The sequence below is a fragment of the Flavobacterium sp. N2550 genome (genome assembly GCF_025947265.1).
Lineage (GTDB): Bacteria > Bacteroidota > Bacteroidia > Flavobacteriales > Flavobacteriaceae > Flavobacterium > Flavobacterium endophyticum.
Map to the genome: position 1 here is coordinate 1,943,895 of NZ_CP110007.1, position 23,374 is coordinate 1,967,268.

At 36.2% G+C, this 23,374-nt stretch carries 17 protein-coding genes; 9 read left to right on the forward strand and 8 right to left on the reverse strand.

Annotated elements, in window-relative coordinates:
- Positions 1 to 3: 3 nt before the first annotated feature.
- Positions 4 to 1,677, reverse strand: coding sequence for a hypothetical protein (locus OLM56_RS08605; protein WP_264526660.1), 1,674 nt, complete (start codon positions 1,675 to 1,677; stop codon positions 4 to 6).
- Positions 1,678 to 1,701: 24 nt separating this feature from the next.
- Entirely contained in the window at positions 1,702 to 2,838 is a 1,137-nt protein-coding gene (locus OLM56_RS08610) for a glycosyltransferase (protein WP_264526661.1), read from the reverse strand.
- A gap of 45 nt (positions 2,839 to 2,883) precedes the next feature.
- Between OLM56_RS08610 and OLM56_RS08615 the strand changes: the two genes are divergently transcribed.
- Both OLM56_RS08615 and OLM56_RS08620 read left to right on the forward strand, forming a co-directional pair.
- Positions 2,884 to 3,978, forward strand: coding sequence for a glycosyltransferase (locus OLM56_RS08615; RefSeq protein ID WP_264526662.1), 1,095 nt, complete (start codon positions 2,884 to 2,886; stop codon positions 3,976 to 3,978).
- A gap of 4 nt (positions 3,979 to 3,982) precedes the next feature.
- Positions 3,983 to 4,381, forward strand: a complete 399-nt coding sequence (locus OLM56_RS08620) for a sugar 3,4-ketoisomerase (protein ID WP_264526663.1) — start codon at positions 3,983 to 3,985, stop codon at positions 4,379 to 4,381.
- On the opposite strand, the gene OLM56_RS08625 is transcribed toward OLM56_RS08620, so the two are convergent.
- The 4 genes from OLM56_RS08625 to OLM56_RS08640 all read right to left on the reverse strand — a co-directional run bounded on the left by OLM56_RS08625 (position 4,372) and on the right by OLM56_RS08640 (position 7,957).
- Entirely contained in the window at positions 4,372 to 5,316 is a 945-nt protein-coding gene (locus OLM56_RS08625) for a glycosyltransferase family 2 protein (RefSeq protein WP_264526664.1), read from the reverse strand. The two genes, OLM56_RS08620 and OLM56_RS08625, sit on opposite strands and share 10 nt — an antisense overlap.
- A gap of 1 nt (position 5,317) precedes the next feature.
- Positions 5,318 to 6,205, reverse strand: coding sequence for a glycosyltransferase family 2 protein (locus OLM56_RS08630; RefSeq protein WP_264526665.1), 888 nt, complete (start codon positions 6,203 to 6,205; stop codon positions 5,318 to 5,320).
- On the reverse strand, positions 6,205 to 6,888 hold the full coding sequence (locus tag OLM56_RS08635; RefSeq protein ID WP_121377676.1) for a cell division ATP-binding protein FtsE: 684 nt from the start codon (positions 6,886 to 6,888) through the stop codon (positions 6,205 to 6,207). Before OLM56_RS08635 ends, OLM56_RS08630 begins: the two co-directional genes overlap by 1 nt.
- Before the next feature lie 115 nt (positions 6,889 to 7,003).
- Positions 7,004 to 7,957, reverse strand: coding sequence for a helix-turn-helix domain-containing GNAT family N-acetyltransferase (locus OLM56_RS08640; RefSeq protein WP_264526666.1), 954 nt, complete (start codon positions 7,955 to 7,957; stop codon positions 7,004 to 7,006).
- A 246-nt stretch (positions 7,958 to 8,203) separates the two neighbouring features.
- Here OLM56_RS08640 and OLM56_RS08645 point away from each other — a divergent pair, with 246 nt between their 5' ends.
- From OLM56_RS08645 to secDF, 7 genes are all read left to right on the forward strand, one after another.
- Positions 8,204 to 11,221, forward strand: a complete 3,018-nt coding sequence (locus OLM56_RS08645; RefSeq protein ID WP_264526667.1) for a tetratricopeptide repeat protein — start codon at positions 8,204 to 8,206, stop codon at positions 11,219 to 11,221.
- Between the two features lie 32 nt (positions 11,222 to 11,253).
- Complete coding sequence (locus OLM56_RS08650; RefSeq protein WP_264526668.1) at positions 11,254 to 13,011, forward strand: TonB-dependent receptor; 1,758 nt, start codon at positions 11,254 to 11,256, stop codon at positions 13,009 to 13,011.
- Positions 13,012 to 13,123: 112 nt separating this feature from the next.
- On the forward strand, positions 13,124 to 13,573 hold the full coding sequence (locus tag OLM56_RS08655) for a hypothetical protein (protein WP_264526669.1): 450 nt from the start codon (positions 13,124 to 13,126) through the stop codon (positions 13,571 to 13,573).
- Between the two features lie 219 nt (positions 13,574 to 13,792).
- Positions 13,793 to 15,409, forward strand: coding sequence for an asparagine synthase B (gene asnB, locus OLM56_RS08660; RefSeq protein WP_264526670.1), 1,617 nt, complete (start codon positions 13,793 to 13,795; stop codon positions 15,407 to 15,409).
- 231 nt (positions 15,410 to 15,640) lie between these two features.
- Positions 15,641 to 17,581: a DNA topoisomerase (ATP-hydrolyzing) subunit B gene (gyrB, locus tag OLM56_RS08665; RefSeq protein WP_121377682.1), complete on the forward strand. Its 1,941-nt coding sequence runs from the start codon at positions 15,641 to 15,643 to the stop codon at positions 17,579 to 17,581.
- A gap of 47 nt (positions 17,582 to 17,628) precedes the next feature.
- Positions 17,629 to 18,564, forward strand: a complete 936-nt coding sequence (gene mdh, locus OLM56_RS08670; protein WP_264526671.1) for a malate dehydrogenase — start codon at positions 17,629 to 17,631, stop codon at positions 18,562 to 18,564.
- A gap of 220 nt (positions 18,565 to 18,784) precedes the next feature.
- Positions 18,785 to 21,802 carry a protein translocase subunit SecDF gene (secDF, locus tag OLM56_RS08675; protein ID WP_182494582.1) on the forward strand — a complete coding sequence of 1,006 codons (3,018 nt, stop codon included), beginning with the start codon at positions 18,785 to 18,787 and terminating at the stop codon, positions 21,800 to 21,802.
- A 289-nt stretch (positions 21,803 to 22,091) separates the two neighbouring features.
- Here secDF and lgt read toward each other — a convergent pair whose 3' ends face one another.
- Both lgt and yidD read right to left on the reverse strand, forming a co-directional pair.
- Positions 22,092 to 23,021, reverse strand: a complete 930-nt coding sequence (lgt, locus tag OLM56_RS08680; protein WP_121377685.1) for a prolipoprotein diacylglyceryl transferase — start codon at positions 23,019 to 23,021, stop codon at positions 22,092 to 22,094.
- 65 nt (positions 23,022 to 23,086) lie between these two features.
- Positions 23,087 to 23,338 carry a membrane protein insertion efficiency factor YidD gene (yidD, locus tag OLM56_RS08685; protein ID WP_121377686.1) on the reverse strand — a complete coding sequence of 84 codons (252 nt, stop codon included), beginning with the start codon at positions 23,336 to 23,338 and terminating at the stop codon, positions 23,087 to 23,089.
- Positions 23,339 to 23,374 lie beyond the last annotated feature (36 nt).

The following is a 23,374-nucleotide window of genomic DNA, read 5'->3' on the forward strand; positions in this document are numbered from 1 at the left end:
TTTTTAATGAACTGATTTTCTTGCGATGACAGGAAATTCTTCATTTTTTTCTATAGTGTTGTAGATTATGAAATGTCTTGTTTCGTCTATCTTTTTGAAGTTTTTATAGATGTATACGGCAATTACGCTAAAATCTTCTTTTTTGTCAAACATAAACTCCTCACTACCATCAAGAAAGCTTTTTTCTAAAAAGATAAAATTTTCTTTTTCTGACGCAATCTTTAAAAAACGACTTGGGTCTCTGTTTACTTCGTTATTTGTTAGCCAATCTGCAGGTAAAACACTTTGAGTGTTAAATACGTAATGTGCCATTGGAAAACTTGGAGCAACAATATAACGATTGCCGTATTTTTCAACCAGAGACTTAAGATCGAGTAACTTGTTTCTGTTGTCTTTATTGGTTTTGAGGTATTTTAGCTTTGGAGAAATAGTATCTAAAGGATAATTTAATTCAGAAATTTGTTTTTCTCTATAAGGCCTAAAGTTGGAAGAATAGGCTAATAGTAAAATAATACTTCCACCCAAAATAAATAATTTCGGATTATAGGCTTTGTCTAAGTCTTCTGAAAATAAGATTGTTAATGATAAGATTATGCCAGTTGAAAAGAAAATAGGATAATTGTAACCCATGCTTATTGAACAGCTCCAAGCAATCAAAAGCGTCAGGAGAATTGGAATATAATACCTGAAGTTATTTCGATCTTTAATTATCTTACTGATTACAGCAAAAGTAGCAGAAAGCATTGCAATCCTTGAAGCGATCAGAAATTCTCTAAAAACGCATAAAGCAATAGAAACGACAAGCAGAACAATAGAGAGATTTTTTAAATATTCTGGAAAAGTGATTGCTTTCTTTTTTGGAAAGTATAATAATAAATAAGCCAGCAAAATGATTAAAGGCAGTAAAAAAGATGCTTTAGGATACGTCCACACATAATCTAAAAAACCTGAATAAAGAAGGTCTTTAAAATGCGTCTGTCCAGTTGTTTGCTCTAGAAAATCATTAATAGACGATGTGTAGTTTATCCACAAAAAGAATAGTGAAATGAAGACCAATAAAAAAGCTAAGAATTGTACGCCTTTTTTTATTCCTTGCATACAGGCAATCACTAAAAAGAAACCAAAAGGAATTAAATAAAAGGATTGTTTTGTAAGTGCTGATAAGAGACAAAAAAAAGCGATTGCCAAAAGTTGCAGTATACTCGATTTTCCATTCCTGCTTAAAGAGAGAACATATAAAGCAATTACAGCGAAGAGCAGGCCATCTGTTGTAGGCCACGGATACGCCGTGAAATTCAATAATGAAATGACAAATCCTACCGTCATTAAGGCCCACTTATTAAATTTAAATGGAAGCGGATAAAAATTAGTAAAACTTTTAACCGCTAAAAATACTTGCAAAGCAAACAGCAAATAGTTGACAATTTTTATATAATAAAATTGGGCCGCTACAGGAAGTGTTTTAATGAAAATGGCTTGAAAATATAAGGTTGACGGAGGCGCCTTATAGACAAAATCCTTATATACGTCTTGCCCGTTTGCAATTCTCCATGAAAAACTTGGAATATATCCAGTATCCCAAGTTTCAAATCCATAGTGTGCCGTGAATAAACAATAAATGGCTACAACGATAAAAAATAAAGAACAGTAGATGGTATTTGTTGAAATTGTTTTCATGAATTATTTTTTTCGACTATAGATTTAGTGCCAGTTTTCTAAATACCTCTCAGCAATTTTAATAAAATGATGCTCCTTTTCAACGAACGCTCGTGCATTCCTACCCATTTTAGCTAATTCTTCTGGATTTTCAATTAAGAACGATAGTTGATCTACTATAGAATCTACATCTGGCAAAGCATTTACAGCAACTTTATCGGTTAATTGATAATAGTCGTAAAATTCAGATTCAGCTCCCGTAAAAACGACTTTTCCTTGCGCCATGGCTTCCAAAGCATTATATCCTTGGTCAAAAGAGTAGATCTGATCAAGAAGTATATGAGCCGATTGCAAATATTTTTGATATTCGTCATAAGCCAAGCTATTCACTATTATGATTTCGACTTTGTCTTTGTACTTTACTTCTATTTTTGATAACGCCTCTAAAAAAATAGCACTTCCTTTTTTGACAGAACTGTATTTATTAATACCATGGAAAATGATAATCTTTGAATCAATTTTTATCGACGAGAACTTAAGCTTATCCGTATTTATCGGATTTGGAATCAATGAAAAATCAATATCTGTCTGTTCCATCGGGATCTTATAATCCAAATCAGAAACCAATATTCCATCGCAGTTAGATTTCAAGAAATCAAAAAGCTTTTCCTGCTGCTTTCCAACATAACTCAAAGTATAATTGTAATATTTTTTATTTGAAGCATCATTAAAATATGGCGTAAGTACCGAATATTTTAAATTGTTTTTTAATAAGACTTCTACAATTGGGGTTTCGTCACCACAAATCAACAGAAATTTTTTCTTGTTTTGCGCAAATAGTTTTCGGTAAAGTTTTTCCGCCAGTCTAGGCGAAGTTTCAATTGCATTTGAATTAATCAATTGAACGACATCGTAATTTTCCAGTTGAGGTAAAAGTTTTCGGAATCTAGAGGCTCTTTCCAATGCTTCCAAATCCAGCATAAAAACTTTCTTGAAAACCTTGTTGCAGAATCGAAATAAGCCATTAGAAGGAATTACTCTCGAAGCAATTGAGAAATCAACAGGATATTTTTTAAAATCATCTCCGGTACCTACAATATGCACTTCATGTCCTAAAGCAGTAAGTCCTTCCTTTAACGAATTGTGTAATCGGCTGAATTCTCCAACGAGTAGAATCCTCATAATTGTTTATATTTGTTTCAAAAATAATTAAAAAAGTAGCAACAGATGCATCAAACGAAAATATGTTTGATTGGAAATAATCTTTCAAATGGCGGTGCCGACAAGATTCATGCTATTTTATCAAATTTTTTTTTCAGCAAAAACATTGATGTTCATAATGTGATCATCACAGATGAGATAACCTACGATTTCTCTGGAAAATTGCTGAACCTCGGCAAGCTGAAAGACAATGGCAATGGACTTTTAAACAATCTCAAAAGATTTTTGGTGCTTAAAAAGTATATCAAGCAACATAATTTTGATTACATTATCGACGTACGCGCTAGAAACAACCAGCTTAAGGAATTTTTAATAGCGAAGATGATTTATAAAGTTCCTTATGTAGTGATGATTCATAGCTATAATACGGATTGGTATTTTCCGAAAAATGATCTTATAGCAAAGACTATTTTTTCTAACGCCTACGGAATTGTCTGCGTATCCAAAGAAATTGAAGCGAAGGTTAAGGAAAAATACGGCTATAAAAACGTAACAACGATTTATAATCCGCTTGAAATTGATAAAATTACCGTTCTTTCAAAAGAAAATATCGATCTGGATTTTGAATACGTTTTGGCCGCCGGAAGAATGGTTTTTGACAACAACAAGCAGTTTGACAAGATGATTAAGGCCTATGCCGCTTCAAGACTTCCGATGAAAAATATAAGATTGGTTCTGCTAGGCAATGGTCCTCAAAAAAAATATTTGCAGGAATTAGCGAAATCCGAAGAGGTTGAAGATAAGGTAGTGTTTTTGGATTTTCAAAAGAATCCGTTTAAATTTATAAAACGCGCTAAATTTACGCTGCTGACGAGCAAACATGAAGGGTTGCCTAATATTATCACTGAATCTTTAGCTTGCGGCGTACCAGTTGTTTCTTTTGATTGCAAGTCGGGACCTAATGAATTAATAGAGCATGGCAAGAATGGACTTTTGGTCAAAGATCAAGATTTTAAGGAATTTGTGCATGCGATTAATGAGATGGATCAAAACGAAATGCTGCTGGCAACTTGCAAAGAAAATGCATTGGAAAGCATACAGCGTTTTTCTGTAGAAAAAATTGGTGCTGAATGGCTAGAATATTTAAAAATTAACAAATAGGTAAATGAATATCGAAATTATTGAAATCCCAAAAATTGAAGATTATAGAGGAAATATTGCCGTTATCGAAAACGACGTCGTTCCTTTTGATATCAAGCGTGTTTATTACCTATTTGATGTCCCGAGCAATTCTCATCGCGGCGGACATGCGCATAAAAACTTGATACAGCTGCTGATTCCGTTATCCGGGAGCTTCGATGTTGTACTAAACGATGGTAAAGAAAATCAGATAATTACACTCAACAAACCAGACAAAGGACTTCTTATAAAACCAACAATCTGGAGAGAATTAGAAAACTTTTCATCAGGAGCAGTATGTCTTGTTATTGCCTCAGAAGTTTATGAAGAAGATGACTATATCAGAGAGTTTGATCAGTTTTTAGCGTATGTAAATCAATCGTAGATTGAAATCAAGATATTTTTCTGCTCCAGATATTTTTTGAAAGCATATAACTTTCGGATCAAAAATGTCGGCATCGCCAATATAATTTTCGTTTTGAAAGGAATATTTGAACGATCAACAGACTGCATATAAAAATCAAAAGTCTTTACATCTCCGGCTAGTTTATGGCGTATTGCAAAGAAAATCCGATGCAGATCTAAATATTTTTTTAATGACGGATTATTTTTCTCTTCCTCTTTAAATTCGTCAAGCTTCGCAAAAGAACGCTTCAAAGTACTTGCCAATGAAACCCTATTTTCAGCATCTAGCATATGCCTTGCCGAAATTTCATTGTCAAAAGCAACATCAAATCGTAAAGCAATTCGTAACCATAAATCGGTGTCTTCTCCGGCTCCTAAAGTAATTGTCGTTTTAAAGTTCCCAACCGTATCAATAACTGTTTTGGGCACAGCTACCGCAGATGTCCATGCAATTCTGTCGATATAGCTTGACTGAAAAAAATCGTTTACAATGCCTTTCCATGGATGATGAGGAATAGCTACATAGGTTGGTTTGATAATCTTATTCGGATTGTAAAACCGTTCATAATTTGTGCAATAAAGACCACATTGTGGAAACATTTCATAAAGTTCTGACAGTTGTTTCAAATGATTTGGAAACCAATAGTCATCTGCATCCAGAAAAGCGATAAGAGTTCCCGAAGCTTTTGCTATTCCATAATTTCGTGCAGCCGAAACACCTTGATTTTCTGTTGAAAACAGCCTAATTCTAGAATCGTTAATTGCGAGTGCTTTGGATTCGCTTTTATCGGTAGAGCCATCATTTATGATTATAATCTCAAAGTCAGTAAAAGCCTGGTCCAGAGCACTTTTTAAAGTGTTTTGGATGCTTTTTTCTTTGTTGTATAAGGGAACTATGACAGAGAATAAAGGCATGCTACTTTGTTTTTAAATCACAAAAATATCCTAATCGGAACAGGTCAAAAACGAATAATGATGGATTTTTTCCTAAAAGATTATTTAAAAAAGCGGACTTGAAAGTTTTATAAAAGAATAAATATAAGCCTTTCATGCCATATTTTTTCAATGTTTTGTAGTATTCAGATAACTTGACGTATTCTGGAACAATCAATTTGTTGTCGATTAAATAGTCGAGTCCGATTAAAGCTTCTTCGGATTTTCTTAAAAAGACCTTGCTGCTTTCCAGTCCCAGATGATAGACTGGGTTTTCAATGTGGACGACCTTGATGCCAGCTTTTTTTAAATCATAAGAAAACAACGTGTCCTCATGCCTCAAATTTGGAATTTCCTCATTAAAAGAAACAGTTTTGAAAACTGACTTTTTGATCATGAAATTTAAGGTCAGAAACGCTAGATACGGATTCTTCTGACGTTGCTCAACAGGAAGAGCTTCTCTCGAATTGCCATAGACCCATCTTAAAATCTGGTCTTTGCCAGGTTTGTCCTTTTGATAGCGGATCCCACCGTACACTACTTTTTCTTCAGAATTAATTTGGGAAACATAATTGGAAACAAAATCTTCCTCTATCGGAATTACGTCAGCATCAAGAAACAACAAGTTTTCAAAGCGTGCTTTTTTTGCCAAAAGATTACGTATGGCGCTTCGACCGATATTTTTTTCTAAGATAGTATACGAGCAATGATCTAGTGTGTTAATTTTTTGATTTTCAATATGATAATTTTTTGAAGCATCGTCCAAGCATATAATTTCGTATTCAATAGTTAGCTTTTTTGCTTGTTCGTGTAAGGAAGAAACAAGCGGAAAAACATCAAAATTATATGTCGGGATTAAGATTGAAATCATTAAACCGTTCTCTGGACTACTTCAAATACAGAACCGCTATCGCATTTTAAGGTCTTGGCAGGATATTTCATCAATAACGCATAATCATGTGTTGCCATGATGATAGTCTTTCCGTTCATGTTGATTTTTCGCAATACCTCCATGACTTCAACGCTAGTTTGCGGGTCAAGATTTCCCGTAGGCTCATCGGCCAAGATAATTTCCGGATCGTTTAGCAAAGCTCTTGCAATGGCAATTCGCTGCTGCTCGCCTCCTGATAATTGGTGCGGCATCTTGTTGGCGAAATTTTTCATTCCGACTTTTTCTAAAACTTCTTCGATTTTGTCTTGCATTTCTTGCTTGTCCGTCCAGCCAGTGGCTTTTAAGACAAATACCATATTCTCGTTTACATTTCGATCAGGAAGCAATTTGAAATCTTGGAAAACAATTCCGATTTTACGTCTCAAATACGGAATATTTTTTTCCTTCAATGCCGCAAGGTCATAATCAACAATGCTGCCTTGACCTTCTGTTAACGGAAGATCCGCATACAAAGTTTTCATGAAACTACTTTTTCCGGAACCGGTTTTTCCAATAATATATAAGAATTCGCCGTGTTTTACTTCAATATTTACGTTGGATAAAATGAGATTTTTCTCTTGATAGATATTTACGTTTCTCAAAAAAAGCACTGGTTGCGACATAATAATTTCGTTTATGTGGTAAAAGTAATAAGTTAACGTGCTTTATCAAAATTAAATTGTAAATCACTTTCTAAAGTTTAAGAATTATCTTCTAGTTTTTGATGAATTTCCAATATTATTTTTCCAATAAATTCAATTCCATCTGAATATTGCATCGTTTGTAGGGTGTTGGAAGTCCAGCTACTTTTTGAAAACCCAATTTATAATAAAGATTAATGGCAGGTTTCAATATCGTATTGCTTTCCAAATATAATTTTGAAGCGCCTAATTCTTTTGCGGTTTTGACGATAGCCTCGCCGAGCAAAAAGCCGATATTTTTCCCTTGTGCTTTTGGAGAAACAGCCATTTTTGCCATTTCAAAATCGGTATCGTTCATTTTGATCAAAGCACAGACGCCAACAGGTTCATCATCATAAAGTGCGACAAGTATTTTTCCTCCTTTGTCTAAGATGTATTCTTTTGGATTGTCCAAGGCTTTGTAATCCGCTTCTTCCATTTCAAAATACGTAGAAATCCATTCCACATTCAGCGACTTGAAGGCGGAGTGGTATCGACTTTCATAGTCTACGATTTGTACATTTTTACTTTCACGAAGCTTCTTTTGCTCTTGGACTCTTTTGAAGAGTGATTTTTGTTCTAATAAAAATTCCCATTCTTCAATAGCTTCCCATAAATTGTGAGTTGCTTCGCTCATGATACTTTCAATAGCATTGCCTACATCTTGATATTGTATACTGAATTTTTCAGACAAAATTTTTCCTTTTTTGGTCAGAGCAACCATATTCCGACGCTTATCGCTCGTCTTCAGGTTTTCTTGAACCAAGCCAGCAATAGTCATTTCCTTGATGATTTTTGTAATTGATGGCTGTGAATGGCCTACATCGTTAGCAATTTCCGTAATTGTTTTTTCGCCTTCTTCTGAAAGTATAAAAAAGATAGGGAACCATTTTGGAGAAAATTCCACATTGTACAATTCGTATATTTTTGAGGCATCTTCGGTCACTTTTGCAGTCAGCAAGCGCAATCGACTTCCTAATGCCATCTTTCCTGTTTTTTCGAATAAATTCATTTTATAATTAAGTATATAATTAGTTATGTAAAATTATAAAAAATTAAATTTCCGTGATATGTATTTTATGAAATTTAAAAGAAATTTATGATTGGCATAAAATTTACAGGTTCTAAAACGCTCTTTTTCACGCGTAAACCTTGTATTTGAGAAATGTTAAAAATTTTGTTTACAATAAACCCAAAGAGGCTTCCGTTATAAACTTAAGAATTTGATATATTTGAATCTTAAACAAAACCATTAAAAATGCACAGACTCTCAAGGTTATTTCTGTTGTTTTCATTCATAGGAACCACTTCGGTTTTTGCACAGCAGACGGCAATTTACACTAACGATCTAACAGAATACAATAAGGCAGTTTCGCTTTACAATGACAAGCAATACCAAGCTGCACAAATTATTTTCGAAAAAGTAAAAGCTGAAAATAATACTAAAAATTCTGATGTTGAAGCCGATTGTGCCTACTACATTGCCAATTGTGCTATTCGTTTGAATCAGGCCAATGCCGATCAGATGATGGAAAGTTTTGTAGAAGACTATCCAACAAGCACAAAGCAGAACCAGGCGTATATCGAGGTAGCGCATTATTATTTTGAGCAAGGAAAATACCCGCAATCGCTTAAATGGTTTGATAAAGTGGATGAAGGTTCGTTAAGCGACAGCGATAGAGAAAAATATAACTTCCAAAAAGGCTATAGCTTTTTTACTGCTGGAAAGAAAAAAGAAGCCACTAACTACTTCAATCAAGTGCTGAATTCTAAGGAATACGGTTCCCAAGCAAAATACTATTTAGGATTTATGGCTTATGAATCGGATGATTATACCAAAGCAACAAAATTATTTGATGAGGTTTCTGGTGAGGAAAAATACCAAGAGAAAATGTCGTATTTCCAAGCAGACATGAATTTTAAGCTCGGCAAATTTGACAAAGCAATCGAGTTAGGAAAAGCAGCTATGGCGAAATCCAATGCTATGGAAAAATCAGAACTAAACAAGATTATCGGGGAAAGTTATTTCAACCTAAAACAATACGACAAGGCGATTCCATACTTGAACGAATACAAAGGCAAAAAAGGGAAGTGGAACAATACCGATTTTTACCAGTTAGGCTACGCATATTACAAGCAAAATGACTACGAAAATGCGATTTCCCAATTCAACAAAATTATCGACGGACAAGATTTCGTAGCACAGAATGCCTATTACCATTTGGGAGAAAGCTATTTGAAAACCGATAAGAAACAGCAAGCTTTAAATGCGTTTAAAAATGCTTCGGAAATGGTTTTTGATGCGAAAATCCAAGAAGATGCCTATCTGAATTATGCTAAATTGAGCTATGAAATTGGGAACTCATACCAAAGTATTCCTGCGGTATTAAACGGATTTATTGAAAAATATCCAAATAATCCGAGCAGGCCAGAAATCGAGACACTTTTGATCAATTCATATATTACTTCAAAAAACTACAAGGAAGCTCTAGTGTTGTTGGAAAAAAATAAAGGATCCAATCGAGAAGCGTATCAAAAAGTGACTTTCTACAGAGGTTTGGAATTGTATACCGACGGCAGCTATCAAGAAGCCTTGGCGATGTTCAAGAAATCATTGGGAGAAAGAAGCAACGCTAAATTTACAGCACGAGCCACTTTCTGGAAAGCCGAAACAGAATACGTTTTAGATAGTTTTAATGAAGCCGTCTTGACATACAAGCAGTTTTTAGGTGATGCAGAAGCTAAAAATACGCCAGAATACAAAAACATCAATTACAACTTGGGATACGCGTATTTCAAGCTGAAAGATTACGACCAAGCGGCGACTAATTTCCAAAGCTATATTTCAGGGCCTAAAGATGATAAAGTACGCTTGAATGACGCTTATCTACGTTTGGGAGACAGCTATTATGTTTCGGCAAAATACTGGCCAGCAATGGATGCGTACAACAAGGCAATCGAGATCAAAGGTGTCGATGCGGATTATGCGGCCTACCAAAAAGCAATCAGCTACGGATTTGTTTCCAGAAACGATAAAAAGATTGAAGACCTGAACAATTTCGTCAAAAACTTCCCGAAATCGCAATTGCGCGATGATGCACTTTATGAGCTTGGAAACACCTATGTGACTGAAAAGAAAACTGAAAGTGCCGTTCAGACGTATGACAAATTGATAGCAGAATACAAAGGAAGTTCTTATGCTTCAAAAGCAATCTTGCGTCAAGGTTTGGTTTATTATAATGCTGAAAAAGACGAATTGGCTTTAGCGAAATTGAAAAAGGTCGCGGCAGAATTCCCGAATACTCCAGAAGCTTTAGAAGCCGTGTCTACCGCCAGATTGATTTATTTGGATAACGGAAAAGTAGACGAATATGCTACTTGGGTAAGAACGCTAGATTTTGTTGAGGTTTCTGATGCCGAACTAGATAATGACACTTATGAAGCCGCAGAAAAACAATACCTGCAGAATAATGTCAAGCCTGCAATTACAGCTTTGAGCGGTTATGTGGCGAAATTTCCAAACGGAATCAATTCCCTAAAAGCAAATTTCTACCTGGCACAGTCCTATTTTGCTGATGGTTTAGAGAATAATGCAATTCCGAATTACGAGTTTGTGATTGCAAAACCACGAAACGAATTTACAGAACAATCGTTGGCACGCTTATCGCAAATCCTGCTTAAAAAAGCTGATTATGCAAAAGCAGTTCCAGTATTGAAAAGATTGGAAACAGAAGCAGATTACCCGCAAAATATCACTTTTGCGCAATCGAATTTGATGAAATCATACTATGAGCAAAAAGATTATGAAAATTCGGTTGTCTATGCCGAAAAAGTCTTGGCGAACGCAAAAACAGATGATAAAGTAAAAAGTGATGCTCAAGTAATTGTGGCGCGTTCTGCTATAAAAATCAACGATGAGGTGAAAGCAAAAGCAGCGTATGCAAAATTGCTTACGATTGCTAAAGGAGAGCTAGCAGCCGAAGCCTTGTTTTATGATGCCTATTTCAAAAACAAAGACGGAAAATTTGAAGCTTCAAACACGGCTGTTCAAAAATTAGCAAAAGATTATTCAGGATATAAATATTTTGGAGCCAAAGGTTTGGTCGTGATGGCGAAAAATTTCTACGGACTAAAAGACAGTTTCCAAGCAAATTATATATTGGAAAGCGTTGTCAAGAATTTCAAAGACTATCCAGATGTTATCGAAGAAGCCCAAAAAGAATTGGATATTATTAAAGGAGAAGAAGCAAAACGCAACTCATCCATTCAAAATTAATCACATCTTATTCTAAATTCAATACAAGTAATATGACACATAAAATTCAATATAAAATTGCTTTACTGTTTCTTTTTGCAGGCTTACAGGCTGGTTTTGCGCAAAAGAAGGATGAGAATATCGGGACAGAAGTCGTGAATGTGGTGAAGCCTTATACGCCAACTATTTCTGATGCCTTCAAGGTAAAAGAAACACCGACGCTAGAAGACGAAGACAATACCAAAAAAGAAGAAATCAAATACAATATTTTTTCCTTTCCTGTGGCCTCGACATTTACTCCGGCAAAAGGAAGGGCAGCTGCTGTCGATAAGACAAAACAAGAAAAATTATATAAAAATTATGCGACTTTAGGCGTCGGGAATTACGGCACGCTGAATGCCGAATTGTTTGTTACCGAAAACCTAAACAGAAATGAATACGTAGGAGGAATGCTCCGTCACCTTTCGTCTCAAGGCGGCATAGATGATATTTTGTTAGATGACAAATTTTATAATACGTCGCTTGATTTAACTTACGGAAACCAGCAGAAAGACTTTTCTTGGAATGTAGATGCAGGCTATCAGCATCAAGTTTACAATTGGTATGGACTGAGAAACGATTTTGCCAATGACCTTGCCGATCCGCAAGACAGGCAAGACTTAATCAGCAGTATCGATCCGCAGCAGACCTACCAAAATATTTATGTAGGAGGAAGATTCAGTGCGAAAGAAAGTATTTTTAAAGAAGCGAGTCTGAAATTCAATCATTTTTCTGATGCTTTCGGTTCGTCTGAAAATCGATTTTATGTGAAGCCGACTGTCGGTTTTAAAGTTTCCGGAAGAAAAATCAATGCCAATTTCATCATTGATTACCTAGGCGGTTCTTTTGAAAAAGACTATTTCGGCTTGACCGATATCAGTTATGGATATACTAACATTGGTGTACAGCCAAGTTTTGTTTACCAACAAGATGACTTGACGGTTAATCTTGGTGCCGGACTTTTCTACAGTATGGATAACGAAAATAGCGACAATAAGTTTTTTGTCTATCCGCAGATTACGGCTACCTACAGAATCGTAGGCGATGTCATGATTGCGTATGCAGGAGCAGAAGGAAGCTTAAAACAAAATTCGTATCGTGATTTAGTACAAGAGAATTTCTTCGTATCGCCGACTCTAGGTATTGCTCCGACGGATCAAAAGTACGATGTGTATGTAGGATTGAAAGGTAAAATTGCAAATAACGTCGGTTTTAATATCCGAGGTTCATACAAGAATGAAGACCAGAAAGCAATGTTCTTGAACAATCCGTATAACAATGAAAACGCAAATCAAGAAGGCTATGCTTTCGGAAATTCGTTCAATGTTGTGTATGATAACGTAAAAACGATTAGCTTTTTTGGAGAACTGAAAGCCGATCTTTCTAAAAATGTTTCTTTCGGCGTGAGCGGAACCTTCAATAGCTATACAACAGACGATCAGGCAGAAGCATGGAATCTTCCAGAACTTCAAATTGCAGCCAATCTGGATTTTAATATTACTGAAAAATGGTATGCAGGAACCAGCCTCTTTTTTGTTGGAGAGCGAAAAGACGTTTTCAGCTATACTTCGCTGTTGAGAAATGAATTAGAGACTGTTACTTTAGATAGTTATTTTGATTTAAATGCCCATGTCGGATATAAATACAATGACAGGCTTACGGCTTTCCTAAAAGGAAATAACCTCACAAGCCAAGACTACCAAAAATGGCTGAATTATCCTGTACAAGGAATTCAAGTCATGTTGGGAGCTAGCTACAAGTTTGATTTTTGATAGTAATAATTAAATTTCTAAAAGCCTGCATTAAATTTGTAGGCTTTTTTATTTCAAAAAATCAGCGAGAAACAGCGTCTATGTTTTATCCGCGTTTAAAAATAAGTATCTAATGACCTTCAAAGAAAAAACACTCCAATACTACAAACAATTGGTTCAAGATAAAATCGATGTTTTCCATGACATGATTTCGAACCTAACCGAAGATGCTAAAAACGATGCAAAAGGTTCTGCTGGGGACAAACACGAAACCGCTTTGTCTATGATGCATATAGAACAGGAAAAATTAAACCACAAGCTGAAAGAATTTCTAGAACAGAAAAATATCTTAGATAAGATTGATGCGTCTAAAACAACCAAGATAATAACTATCGGAAGTATCATAAAAGCGAATGGTATCCTGCTGTTTATGAGCGCTGCGCTTCCCAAAATAAAAATAGAAGACAAAAACATTATTGCACTTTCGCCTCAGTCGCCATTAGGAAGCAAGCTGCTTGGTCAGCAAGCCGGATATAGTTTTGAAATCAACGGCACTAAATACCTGATTGAAAGTGTAGAATAACATTTTAGAAAAATATAAATTCTTAAAGTCATCCTATGCGATGGCTTTTTTTATAGAATAAAACCAAACAGACTATTTTTAGTGCCAATATGTTTATTAAATAATTAAAAATTCCTGTTTTAGTTTTAATATGTAACTAAAAAATAAATTATACTTTATTAAATAAAACAAATACTTCAAATTTGCTTTATCAAAACAACCAAATTAAAGAATGAAGTTATGTGTGGAATTTTAGCAATTATAGGAAAAGGAAAAGATGAAGAATTGGTAAAACAGCTTTCAAAAAGGATGTCGCATCGCGGTCCGGACGAAAGTGATCTGCATATAACAGAAAACGGACATATCCTGAGCCATGAACGTTTGTCTATTATCGACCTGCATTCAGGAAGACAGCCGATAAAAGGCACAAAATCGGCCTACATGGTTCATAACGGAGAAATTTACAACCATCAAGAATTGAGAGATACAGTCTTGAAACACCATACGTTTCGCACAAAATCCGATTCAGAGGTAATTGTGCACTTGTACGAAGAATTTGGGTATGATTTTTTGAACATGCTGGACGGGGATTTTGCCTTTGTCGTAATCAATGGCGATGATTTTATTGCTGGTAGAGATGCGGTAGGAGTAAAGCCATTATATTATGGATTAGATGAAAGAGGGCGTATTTATTTTTCGTCAGAAATGAAGCCGATAGCAGATCAATGCAAGACGTTTGCGACTTTTCCTCCAGGACATTATTATACGCAAAAAACAGGTTTTGTGAAATACTACAGGCCGGAATATGAAGACCATGAAAAAGCGACTGAAGCTTTGGATTTATCTAAAATACGCGAATCTTTGACAGAGGCGACTCGAAAAAGACTAATGAGCGATGTGCCAATTGGAGTATTGCTTTCAGGAGGATTGGATTCGTCGCTTACATCATCAATTGCGGCCAGACTGCTCAAGGAAAATGGAAAAACGCTTCATTCATTCTCGATTGGTTTAGATGCAGAAGCGCCAGATGCAAAAGCAGCGCGAAAAGTAGCCGAATTTTTAGGAACGGAACACCATGAAATCCATTTTACAATTGAACAAGGCATTGAAATTCTAGACAAATTAATCTGGCATTTGGAAACCTATGATGTGACTTCGGTTCGTGCTAGTACGCCGATGTATTTCCTTTCAAAAGCAATTACGGATATGGGGGTGAAAGTTGTTTTATCTGGCGAAGGAGCCGATGAGATTTTTGGAGGCTACTTGTATTTCAGAAATGCGCCATCTACAGAAGATTTTCAGAAAGAAACTATCGAAAGGGTACAAAAGCTATTTACAGCCGATTTGCTTCGCGCAGACAAATCCACAATGGCTCACGGACTAGAAGCACGAGTTCCGTTTTTAGACAAAGCGTTTTTGGATTTAGCCATCAGAATTCAGCCAGAAGAAAAACAGCCAAAAACTTACGATGGAATAGAAAAGTACATTCTGCGTAAAGCATTCGATACGCCAGAAAATCCCTATCTCCCTGAAGAAGTTTTATGGAGACAGAAAGAACAGTTTTCTGATGGTGTAGGTTATAGCTGGATTGACACTTTGATTGAATATTGTTCGTTACAGATTACAGATTACCAATTAGAAAAAGCCGGAGAGCGATTTACGTATAACACTCCAAAAACCAAAGAAGCTTATTTCTATAGAGATATATTCCACAAACATTTTCCACAATTGAGCGCCGCTCAAACCGTGAGAAAATGGATACCGAAATGGCAGGAAAACCAAGATCCAAGTGGCCGTGCAAATGCTGCCCACGTCCAAGCAGATACTGCAATTGCAAAGCCCAATGCTATTGCCTAGATATTAAATATTAGTTTAGTTTGTTTGTTGAAAAGCGTTCACTTTTAGTGGCGCTTTTTACGTTTAAGATACTTTCTGAAAATAAGTCGTAGCAAGTTAAAAAACTTATGCCAAAACCTTAAAAATGTTGATAACTTAAGTGCTAAAATCTCCATTTATAGCTGATTATCACTCCTGTTTTTATATATTTGTTCGTTAAACAAAAAAATACCTTTTTTAGACAAATTATATATGAGCGAAGAAATCAAGAAGAGCAATTATTCAGCCGATAGTATTCAAGCATTAGAAGGGATGGAGCACGTTAGAATGCGTCCGTCGATGTATATTGGAGATGTAGGTGTAAGAGGTTTGCACCATTTAGTTTATGAAGTTGTAGACAACTCGATCGATGAAGCGATGGGCGGCCATTGCGATACCATATCCGTTACTATTAATGAAGATAATTCCGTTACCGTTGAAGATAATGGTCGTGGAATTCCAGTAGATATTCATAAAAAAGAAGGCGTTTCTGCACTTGAAGTTGTAATGACTAAGATTGGTGCCGGAGGTAAATTCGATAAAGATTCCTATAAAGTTTCCGGAGGTTTGCACGGGGTTGGGGTTTCGGTAGTAAATGCATTGTCAAATCACATGCGTTCTACGGTTCACCGCGATGGAAAAATCTATGAGCAGGAATACGAAAAAGGAAAAGCCCTTTATCCGGTAAAACAAATCGGAGAGACTACAAAAAGAGGTACTATCCAGACTTTTTATCCAGATGATACGATTTTCACGCAGACAACGGAGTTTTCATACGATACCCTGTCTGCTCGTATGCGTGAGCTTTCTTTCTTGAATAAAGGTATCACGATTACGTTTACCGACAGAAGAGAAAAAGATGACAAAGGAGAGTTCGTAAGCGAAGTTTTCCATTCTGACGAAGGTCTGAAAGAATACATCCGTTTCCTAGACGGCAACCGCGAGCCAATTATTTCGCATGTTATCAGCATGGAGAGAGAAAAAGGCGAAATTCCAGTTGAGGTTGCTTTGATTTACAATACCAGCTACTCAGAAAATATTTTTTCTTACGTAAATAATATCAATACGCACGAAGGTGGAACGCACTTGCAAGGTTTCCGTAGCGGTCTGACAAGAACGCTTAAGAAATATGCAGATGCTTCTGGACTTTTGGAAAAATTGAAATTCGAAATCACGGGAGACGATTTCCGTGAAGGTTTGACAGCAATCATTTCTGTAAAAGTTTCAGAACCGCAATTCGAAGGCCAGACAAAAACCAAACTTGGAAATAGAGAAGTTGTTTCCCCAGTAAGCCAAGCTGTAGCCGAAATGCTTGAAAATTATTTGGAAGAAAATCCAAATGATGCCCGAGTAATCGTGCAAAAAGTAATCTTGGCAGCACAAGCACGTCACGCAGCGAAAAAAGCTCGTGAAATGGTGCAAAGAAAAACCGTTATGGGCGGCGGCGGATTGCCAGGTAAATTGTCAGACTGTTCTGAGCAAGATCCAGCAAAATGTGAAGTTTTCCTTGTAGAGGGAGATTCTGCAGGCGGAACGGCAAAACAAGGACGCGATAGAAATTTCCAAGCGATTTTGCCTTTGCGTGGTAAAATCTTGAACGTAGAAAAAGCAATGCACCACAAAGTTTTCGAGAACGAGGAGATTCGAAATATCTTCACGGCTCTTGGCGTAACTATTGGAACTGCTGAGGATTCAAAAGCCTTGAATTTAGAAAAACTAAGATACCATAAAGTAGTCATCATGTGTGATGCCGATGTCGATGGTTCTCACATTTCTACCTTAATATTAACCTTCTTTTTCAGGTTCATGAAAGAGTTGATTGAAAACGGCCACGTTTACATCGCAACTCCGCCTTTGTATTTGGTGAAGAAAGGAAACAAAAAAGAATACGCATGGACAGACGCGCAGCGTGATGAAATCACAGAAAAAATGGGCGGCGGTTCAAATATCCAGCGATATAAAGGTCTTGGAGAGATGAACGCGGAACAATTGTGGGAAACTACTTTGAATCCAAATTTCAGAACATTACGCCAAGTAACAATCGATAGCCTTGCAGAAGCAGACCGTGTTTTCTCTATGCTGATGGGAGATGAGGTTCCGCCTAGACGTGAGTTTATCGAGAAAAATGCCGTGTATGCCAATATCGATGCATAGCATTCTTTCATTTTGAAACAAACAACAAATAAACAAATACAATTATTATGAAAGTTACAATAGTAGGTGCCGGAAATGTTGGCGCAACTTGTGCAGATGTGATTTCGTACAGAGGAATTGCCAGCGAAGTAGTTTTATTAGATATTAAAGAAGGTTTTGCAGAAGGTAAGGCGATGGATATCATGCAATGCGCTACCAATACTGGATTTAATACAAAAGTTTCCGGAGTAACCAACGATTATTCTAAAACGGCAGACAGCGATGTGGTAGTAATCACTTCTGGAATTCCTAGAAAACCAGGAATGACAAGAGAAGAATTAATCGGAATCAATGCTGGAATCGTGAAATCGGTTGCAGAAAATGTCTTGAAATATTCTCCAAATACAATCGTAGTTGTAGTTTCAAATCCGATGGATACAATGACTTACTTGACTTTAAAAGCAACAGGACTTCCAAAAAACAGAATCATCGGAATGGGTGGTGCTTTGGATAGCTCTCGTTTCAGATATTATTTGTCAAAAGCATTAGATAAACCGTCTAATGATGTTTCGGCAATGGTAATCGGAGGACACGGTGATACAACTATGATTCCGTTGACAAGATTGGCTTCTTATAATGGTATTCCAGTTTCTGAATTCCTTTCTCAAGAGGCTTTAGATAAAGTATCTGCAGATACAATGGTTGGAGGCGCTACTTTGACTGGACTTTTAGGAACTTCGGCTTGGTATGCTCCAGGTGCTTCTGTAGCCTATTTGGTTGACAGTATCTTGAACGACCAAAAGAAAATGATTGCTTGTTCAGTATTTTTAGAAGGAGAATATGGACAAAATGATATTTGTTTAGGAGTTCCTTGTATTATCGGTAAAAACGGTATCGAAGAAATTCTTGCTATCAACCTTGACGAAAAAGAAAAAGCATTGCTTGCGAAAAGCGCCGATGCGGTTAGAAATATGAATGCCGATTTAAAGTCGGTTTTGGCATAATTCCTACCTTATAAATTAAGAGACTGCTTCTTGCAGTCTTTTTTTTATGATATAATTAGCAAATTAATTGGTTAATCTTTTGGTTAATTATATATTTGCTCGTTTTAAAAAAAAGCGAATAACTCAAGTAGTAGTATTATTTTTGATAACTGCTTGATTTAGCTTGTTTTATTTGTTTAGACACACCAACAATAAGAAATTTAATTAATTTTTAGTAATAATGCAGAATAGAGGACTCGTTAAATTTTTTGCAATTTTATTTGCATTGGTAAGTATTTACCAACTATCATTCACATTTGTCGCCAATCGCGTTAAGAGTGATGCAAAAGCTTTTGCTAACGGAGATGAGAAAAAAGAAGTAAAGTATCTCGATTCAATCGGGAAAGAAGAAGTCTATAATCTTGGCTTCACAAAATTTACTTACAAAGAAGTTTCTGATAAGCAGATTAACAAAGGGCTTGACCTTGAAGGTGGTATCAATGTGATTTTGCAAATTTCTGTAAAAGACGTTTTGAAAACGCTGGCTAACAACACAAAAAATCCAGTTTTCAACAAAGCTTTAGAAAATGCCGATAAGAACCAAGAAGGTAATCAAGATTACATCGATGCATTCTTTATCGCATTTGACCAAGAGTCTAAAGGAGCAGTGAAATTAGCTGATCCTGAAGTTTTTGCACACCGTAATTTAGAAGAAGTTACTTTCAATATGACTGATGCTCAGGTAAAAACGATCATCAAGAGAAAAGTAAAAGAATCTGTAGAAAGTGCTTTTAGAGTATTGACAGAGCGTATCGATAAATTTGGAGTAGTACAGCCAAACATTCAAATGCTTGGTGAGTCAGGTAGAATCTTGGTAGAGCTTCCAGGAGCAAAAGATGTTGATCGTATCAAAAAATTATTGCAAAGTACAGCTCAGTTAGAGTTCTGGGAAACTTACAAAGTAGAGGAGATGAGCAATTTCTTGATGGCTTCAAACGAAGTCCTAAAGAAAACAGAAAAAGCTATCGATACAAAAGAAACGCCAAAGACGGCTAATGATACTATCGGTAACCTATTGACTGATGCTTCAAAAGATTCAACTGCTGTAAAAGGTGGTAATCCTTGGATTGACAAAATGGTTGCTTTCGGAAACGGTCCTATCTTAGGTTATTTCTCTCCAAAAGATACCGCTAAGATCAATGGATATTTGAAAATGCCAGAAGTAAAATCACTTCTTGTAGGAGAGCAGCGTTATGCAAAATTTGTATGGAGCAAGCCTCAATCTATAAATGTTCTTAATCAACAAATTGTTGACCCAACTAAAGCGGCTAACTCTAAAAAGATAGAAGCATTAGAATTATATGCACTAAAAGGAAACAGACAAAACACACCTGCAATGAGCGGTGGCGTTGTGACTGATGCTAGTGACAAATTTGACCAGATGGGTAAACCGTCTGTAGAAATGGTGATGAACAGCAAAGGTGCCAAAGATTGGGAAGCTTTAACTGGAAAAGCCTATACTGAAAAAGGATTCATCGCAATCGTTTTGGATGATGTAGTATATTCTGCGCCAGGTGTAACAAGCGGTGCTATTACAGGTGGTATTTCTCAAATCACAGGAAACTTTGATATCTCTGAAACAAAAGATTTAGCAAACATTCTTAGAGCTGGTAAATTGCCTGCTTCTGCAGATATCGTTCAGTTCGATGCAGTAGGTCCGTCTTTAGGTCAAGAAGCAATCGACAATGGTATTACTTCAGCTTTAGTTGGATTACTATTGGTTTCTCTTTGGATGATTATCTATTATGGAAAATCAGGTTGGTATGCTAACATTGCTTTGGCAGTTAACTTACTTTTCTTATTTGGTATCCTAGCTAGTATTGGTGCTATCTTGACATTGCCAGGTATCGCAGGTATCGTATTGACAATGGGTACAGCGGTCGACGCCAACATCATTATATACGAAAGAGCAAAAGAAGAATTGCGAATGGGCAAGACACTAGAAGAAGCCGTAAAAGTTTCTTTCAGCTGGAGAGGTGCGATGTCGTCTATTACAGATGCAAACGTAACTCACGTATTAACTGGAGCGGTATTGTTCATTTTCGGAACAGGACCGATCAAAGGTTTCGCAACTACTTTGTTGATCGGTATCTTTACTTCTCTATTTACATCAATCTTCATTACAAGAATCTTGTTAGAGTGGAGTATTGCTAGAAAAAATAACCTGACATTCGTAACATCAATGTCTAAAAACTGGTTTACGAACTTCAACTACGACTTCTTGGGTAAAAAGAAATTTACGTATATCTTCTCAAGCTGTGTAGTTATCGTGAGTGTGGCTTCGTTATTCATTAACGGATTGGATGAAGGTGTTGACTTCAAAGGAGGACGTACTTTTCAAGTTAGATTTGAAAAACCAGTTGAAGCTTCTGAAGTAGCTGATGAGCTTACTAAAGTATTCGACGGTGTAGTTCAGGCGAAAGTATTAGGTGATAAAGAACAATTGAAAATTGTTACCAAATACAAAATTGATGTTGCAAGCTCTGAAGCCGATGTTGAAGTAAACAAAATGTTATTTGACAACCTTAAGAAATACTACGGACCAAATTTAACGTATGAAAAATTCGTTAATGCTTATGACGGAAAGACTGTAGGTATTATGTCTTCTTCAAAAGTCGGACCAGCAGTAGCAAAAGATATCAAAACTAACTCTTTTTGGGCTGTTTTAGGAGCAATGGGAATCGTTTTCCTTTACTTGATGATAAGCTTTAGAAAATGGCAATATAGTTTAGGTGCGATTGCAGCTGTTGCTCATGACGTTATCTTCGTTTTAGGAATTTACTCATTATGTTATAAATTCATGCCATTCCACATGGAAATGGACCAGCATTTCATCGCGGCAATCCTGACTGTAATTGGATACTCAATGAATGATACCGTAATCGTATTTGATAGAATTCGTGAGTACCTAGCTGGTAAAACAAAAGGAAGTTTCAACGAAATCGTAAACAGATCTGTTAATACTACAATGTCAAGAACATTAAACACTTCGTTGACAATGATTATGGTATTGTTGATCATGTTTATCTTCGGTGGTGAATCTATCCGCGGATTTATATTCGCGATGCTTGTAGGTATCATCGTAGGAACGTACTCATCATTGTTTATTGCAACACCAGTTCTTTGTGATACCATCTCTGATGCAGAACACAAAAGAATTGAAGACATGCATAACAATGCAGATAATAACAAAATATAAATAAAAGATATTTTCATATAAAAAGGCTCGATTTATCGAGCCTTTTTTTGTAGTTATAATTTAATGAGGCAGTCTAGTTCTTTTTCGGATTGCTACGAGTGCGTATAAGCTCGCTAGCTTGCCCAATTAGTTGTTGGGTTACTCTTTCTAATGATAAAAAGAAGCGCCTTAAAAGCACATTTAGTAATTTAAAGATTGTACTTTTGTTATTATTGATAGTAAGATAGAATTACTATAAACATAAAAGAGGGCATTATAGCCCTCTTTTATGTTTTGTACAATGAATTTTTTATAAAGAATTCACCTTCTTTTCTGCGCTAAAGATGAAATACAAGCCTGCAATTATGAAAGGAATACTCAACCATTGTCCTGTGGAGAAAAGCCCTAAGGATTCTTCTATACCACCTTGGCTCTCTTTTACATACTCGACGACAAAACGTACAGTCCATAAAAGAACTAAGAACACTCCAAAAAGATATCCTAATTTTTCTCTAGCTTGAGTTTTCCAATATGCAAAATATAAGATGATGAAAACGATGATATAACCTACGGCTTCATATAATTGTGCAGGATGTTTTGGCGTTACCTGTTGAAGAATCGCGGCGTATTCTGGATTCGTAGCAATCTGATGGTAAGCGTCGTTCGCATTATTTGTCTTGGTTTCGATCATGGCCACATCCGGCTTGATACTGTCGCGTATGAATTTGATTCCCATAGGAGAGTCCGTCTTATTTCCTACAATTTCAGAATTGAAAAAATTACCTAACCTTACGAAGATTGCGCCGCAAGATACCGGAATTACAATTCTGTCCAAAATCCACAATAGCGGACGTTTGATTATATTTTTACTATAAAAATACATGGTAATGATAATGGCAATAGCAGCTCCGTGACTCGCTAATCCAGAAAAGCCAGTAAACTCAAAATGCGGTTTTGTCTTGAAAGGCAAGAAAACGCTCCAGAAATCTTCGCGGAAAAGCTCCGATTGGTAGAAAATTACATGTCCGAGGCGTGCTCCTAATAATGTTGCGAAAAAAGTATAGATAAAAAGCGTGTCCAATTTTTCAATGGATTCACCTTCGCGCAAATATATTTTTTTCATTAAATACCATCCTAGTACAAAAGCGATTACAAACATTAGGCTGTAATATCTAATTACAAAAAAACCTAAATCGATACCTTCTGATGGATTCCAAACCATGTTTAGAGCTGTAGTCATATTTTTATATTCTTAATTTATCTGTAAAAATAAAGATTTGTTTTAATAGGATTCAAAAAAAGGCGTTAATGTTTGTGCCCGCACGTTTTTTCGGGAACGGGATCGTAGCCTTTTCCGCCCCACGGATTGCAACTTAAAATTCTTTTGATTCCGAGATAGCCGCCCTTAAATAAACCGTGTATTTGCAATGCTTCTAGCGTATATTGCGAACAGGTTGGTTCGTAACGGCATGCCGAAGGCAAAAAAGGGGAGATGCCGGCTTGATAAAACCGAATCAGGAGGACAAAAGGGGCGATAAGTATTTTTTTTAAGCCCAAGATGAATACTGTTTAAAAAAAATGATGAAACTTGTC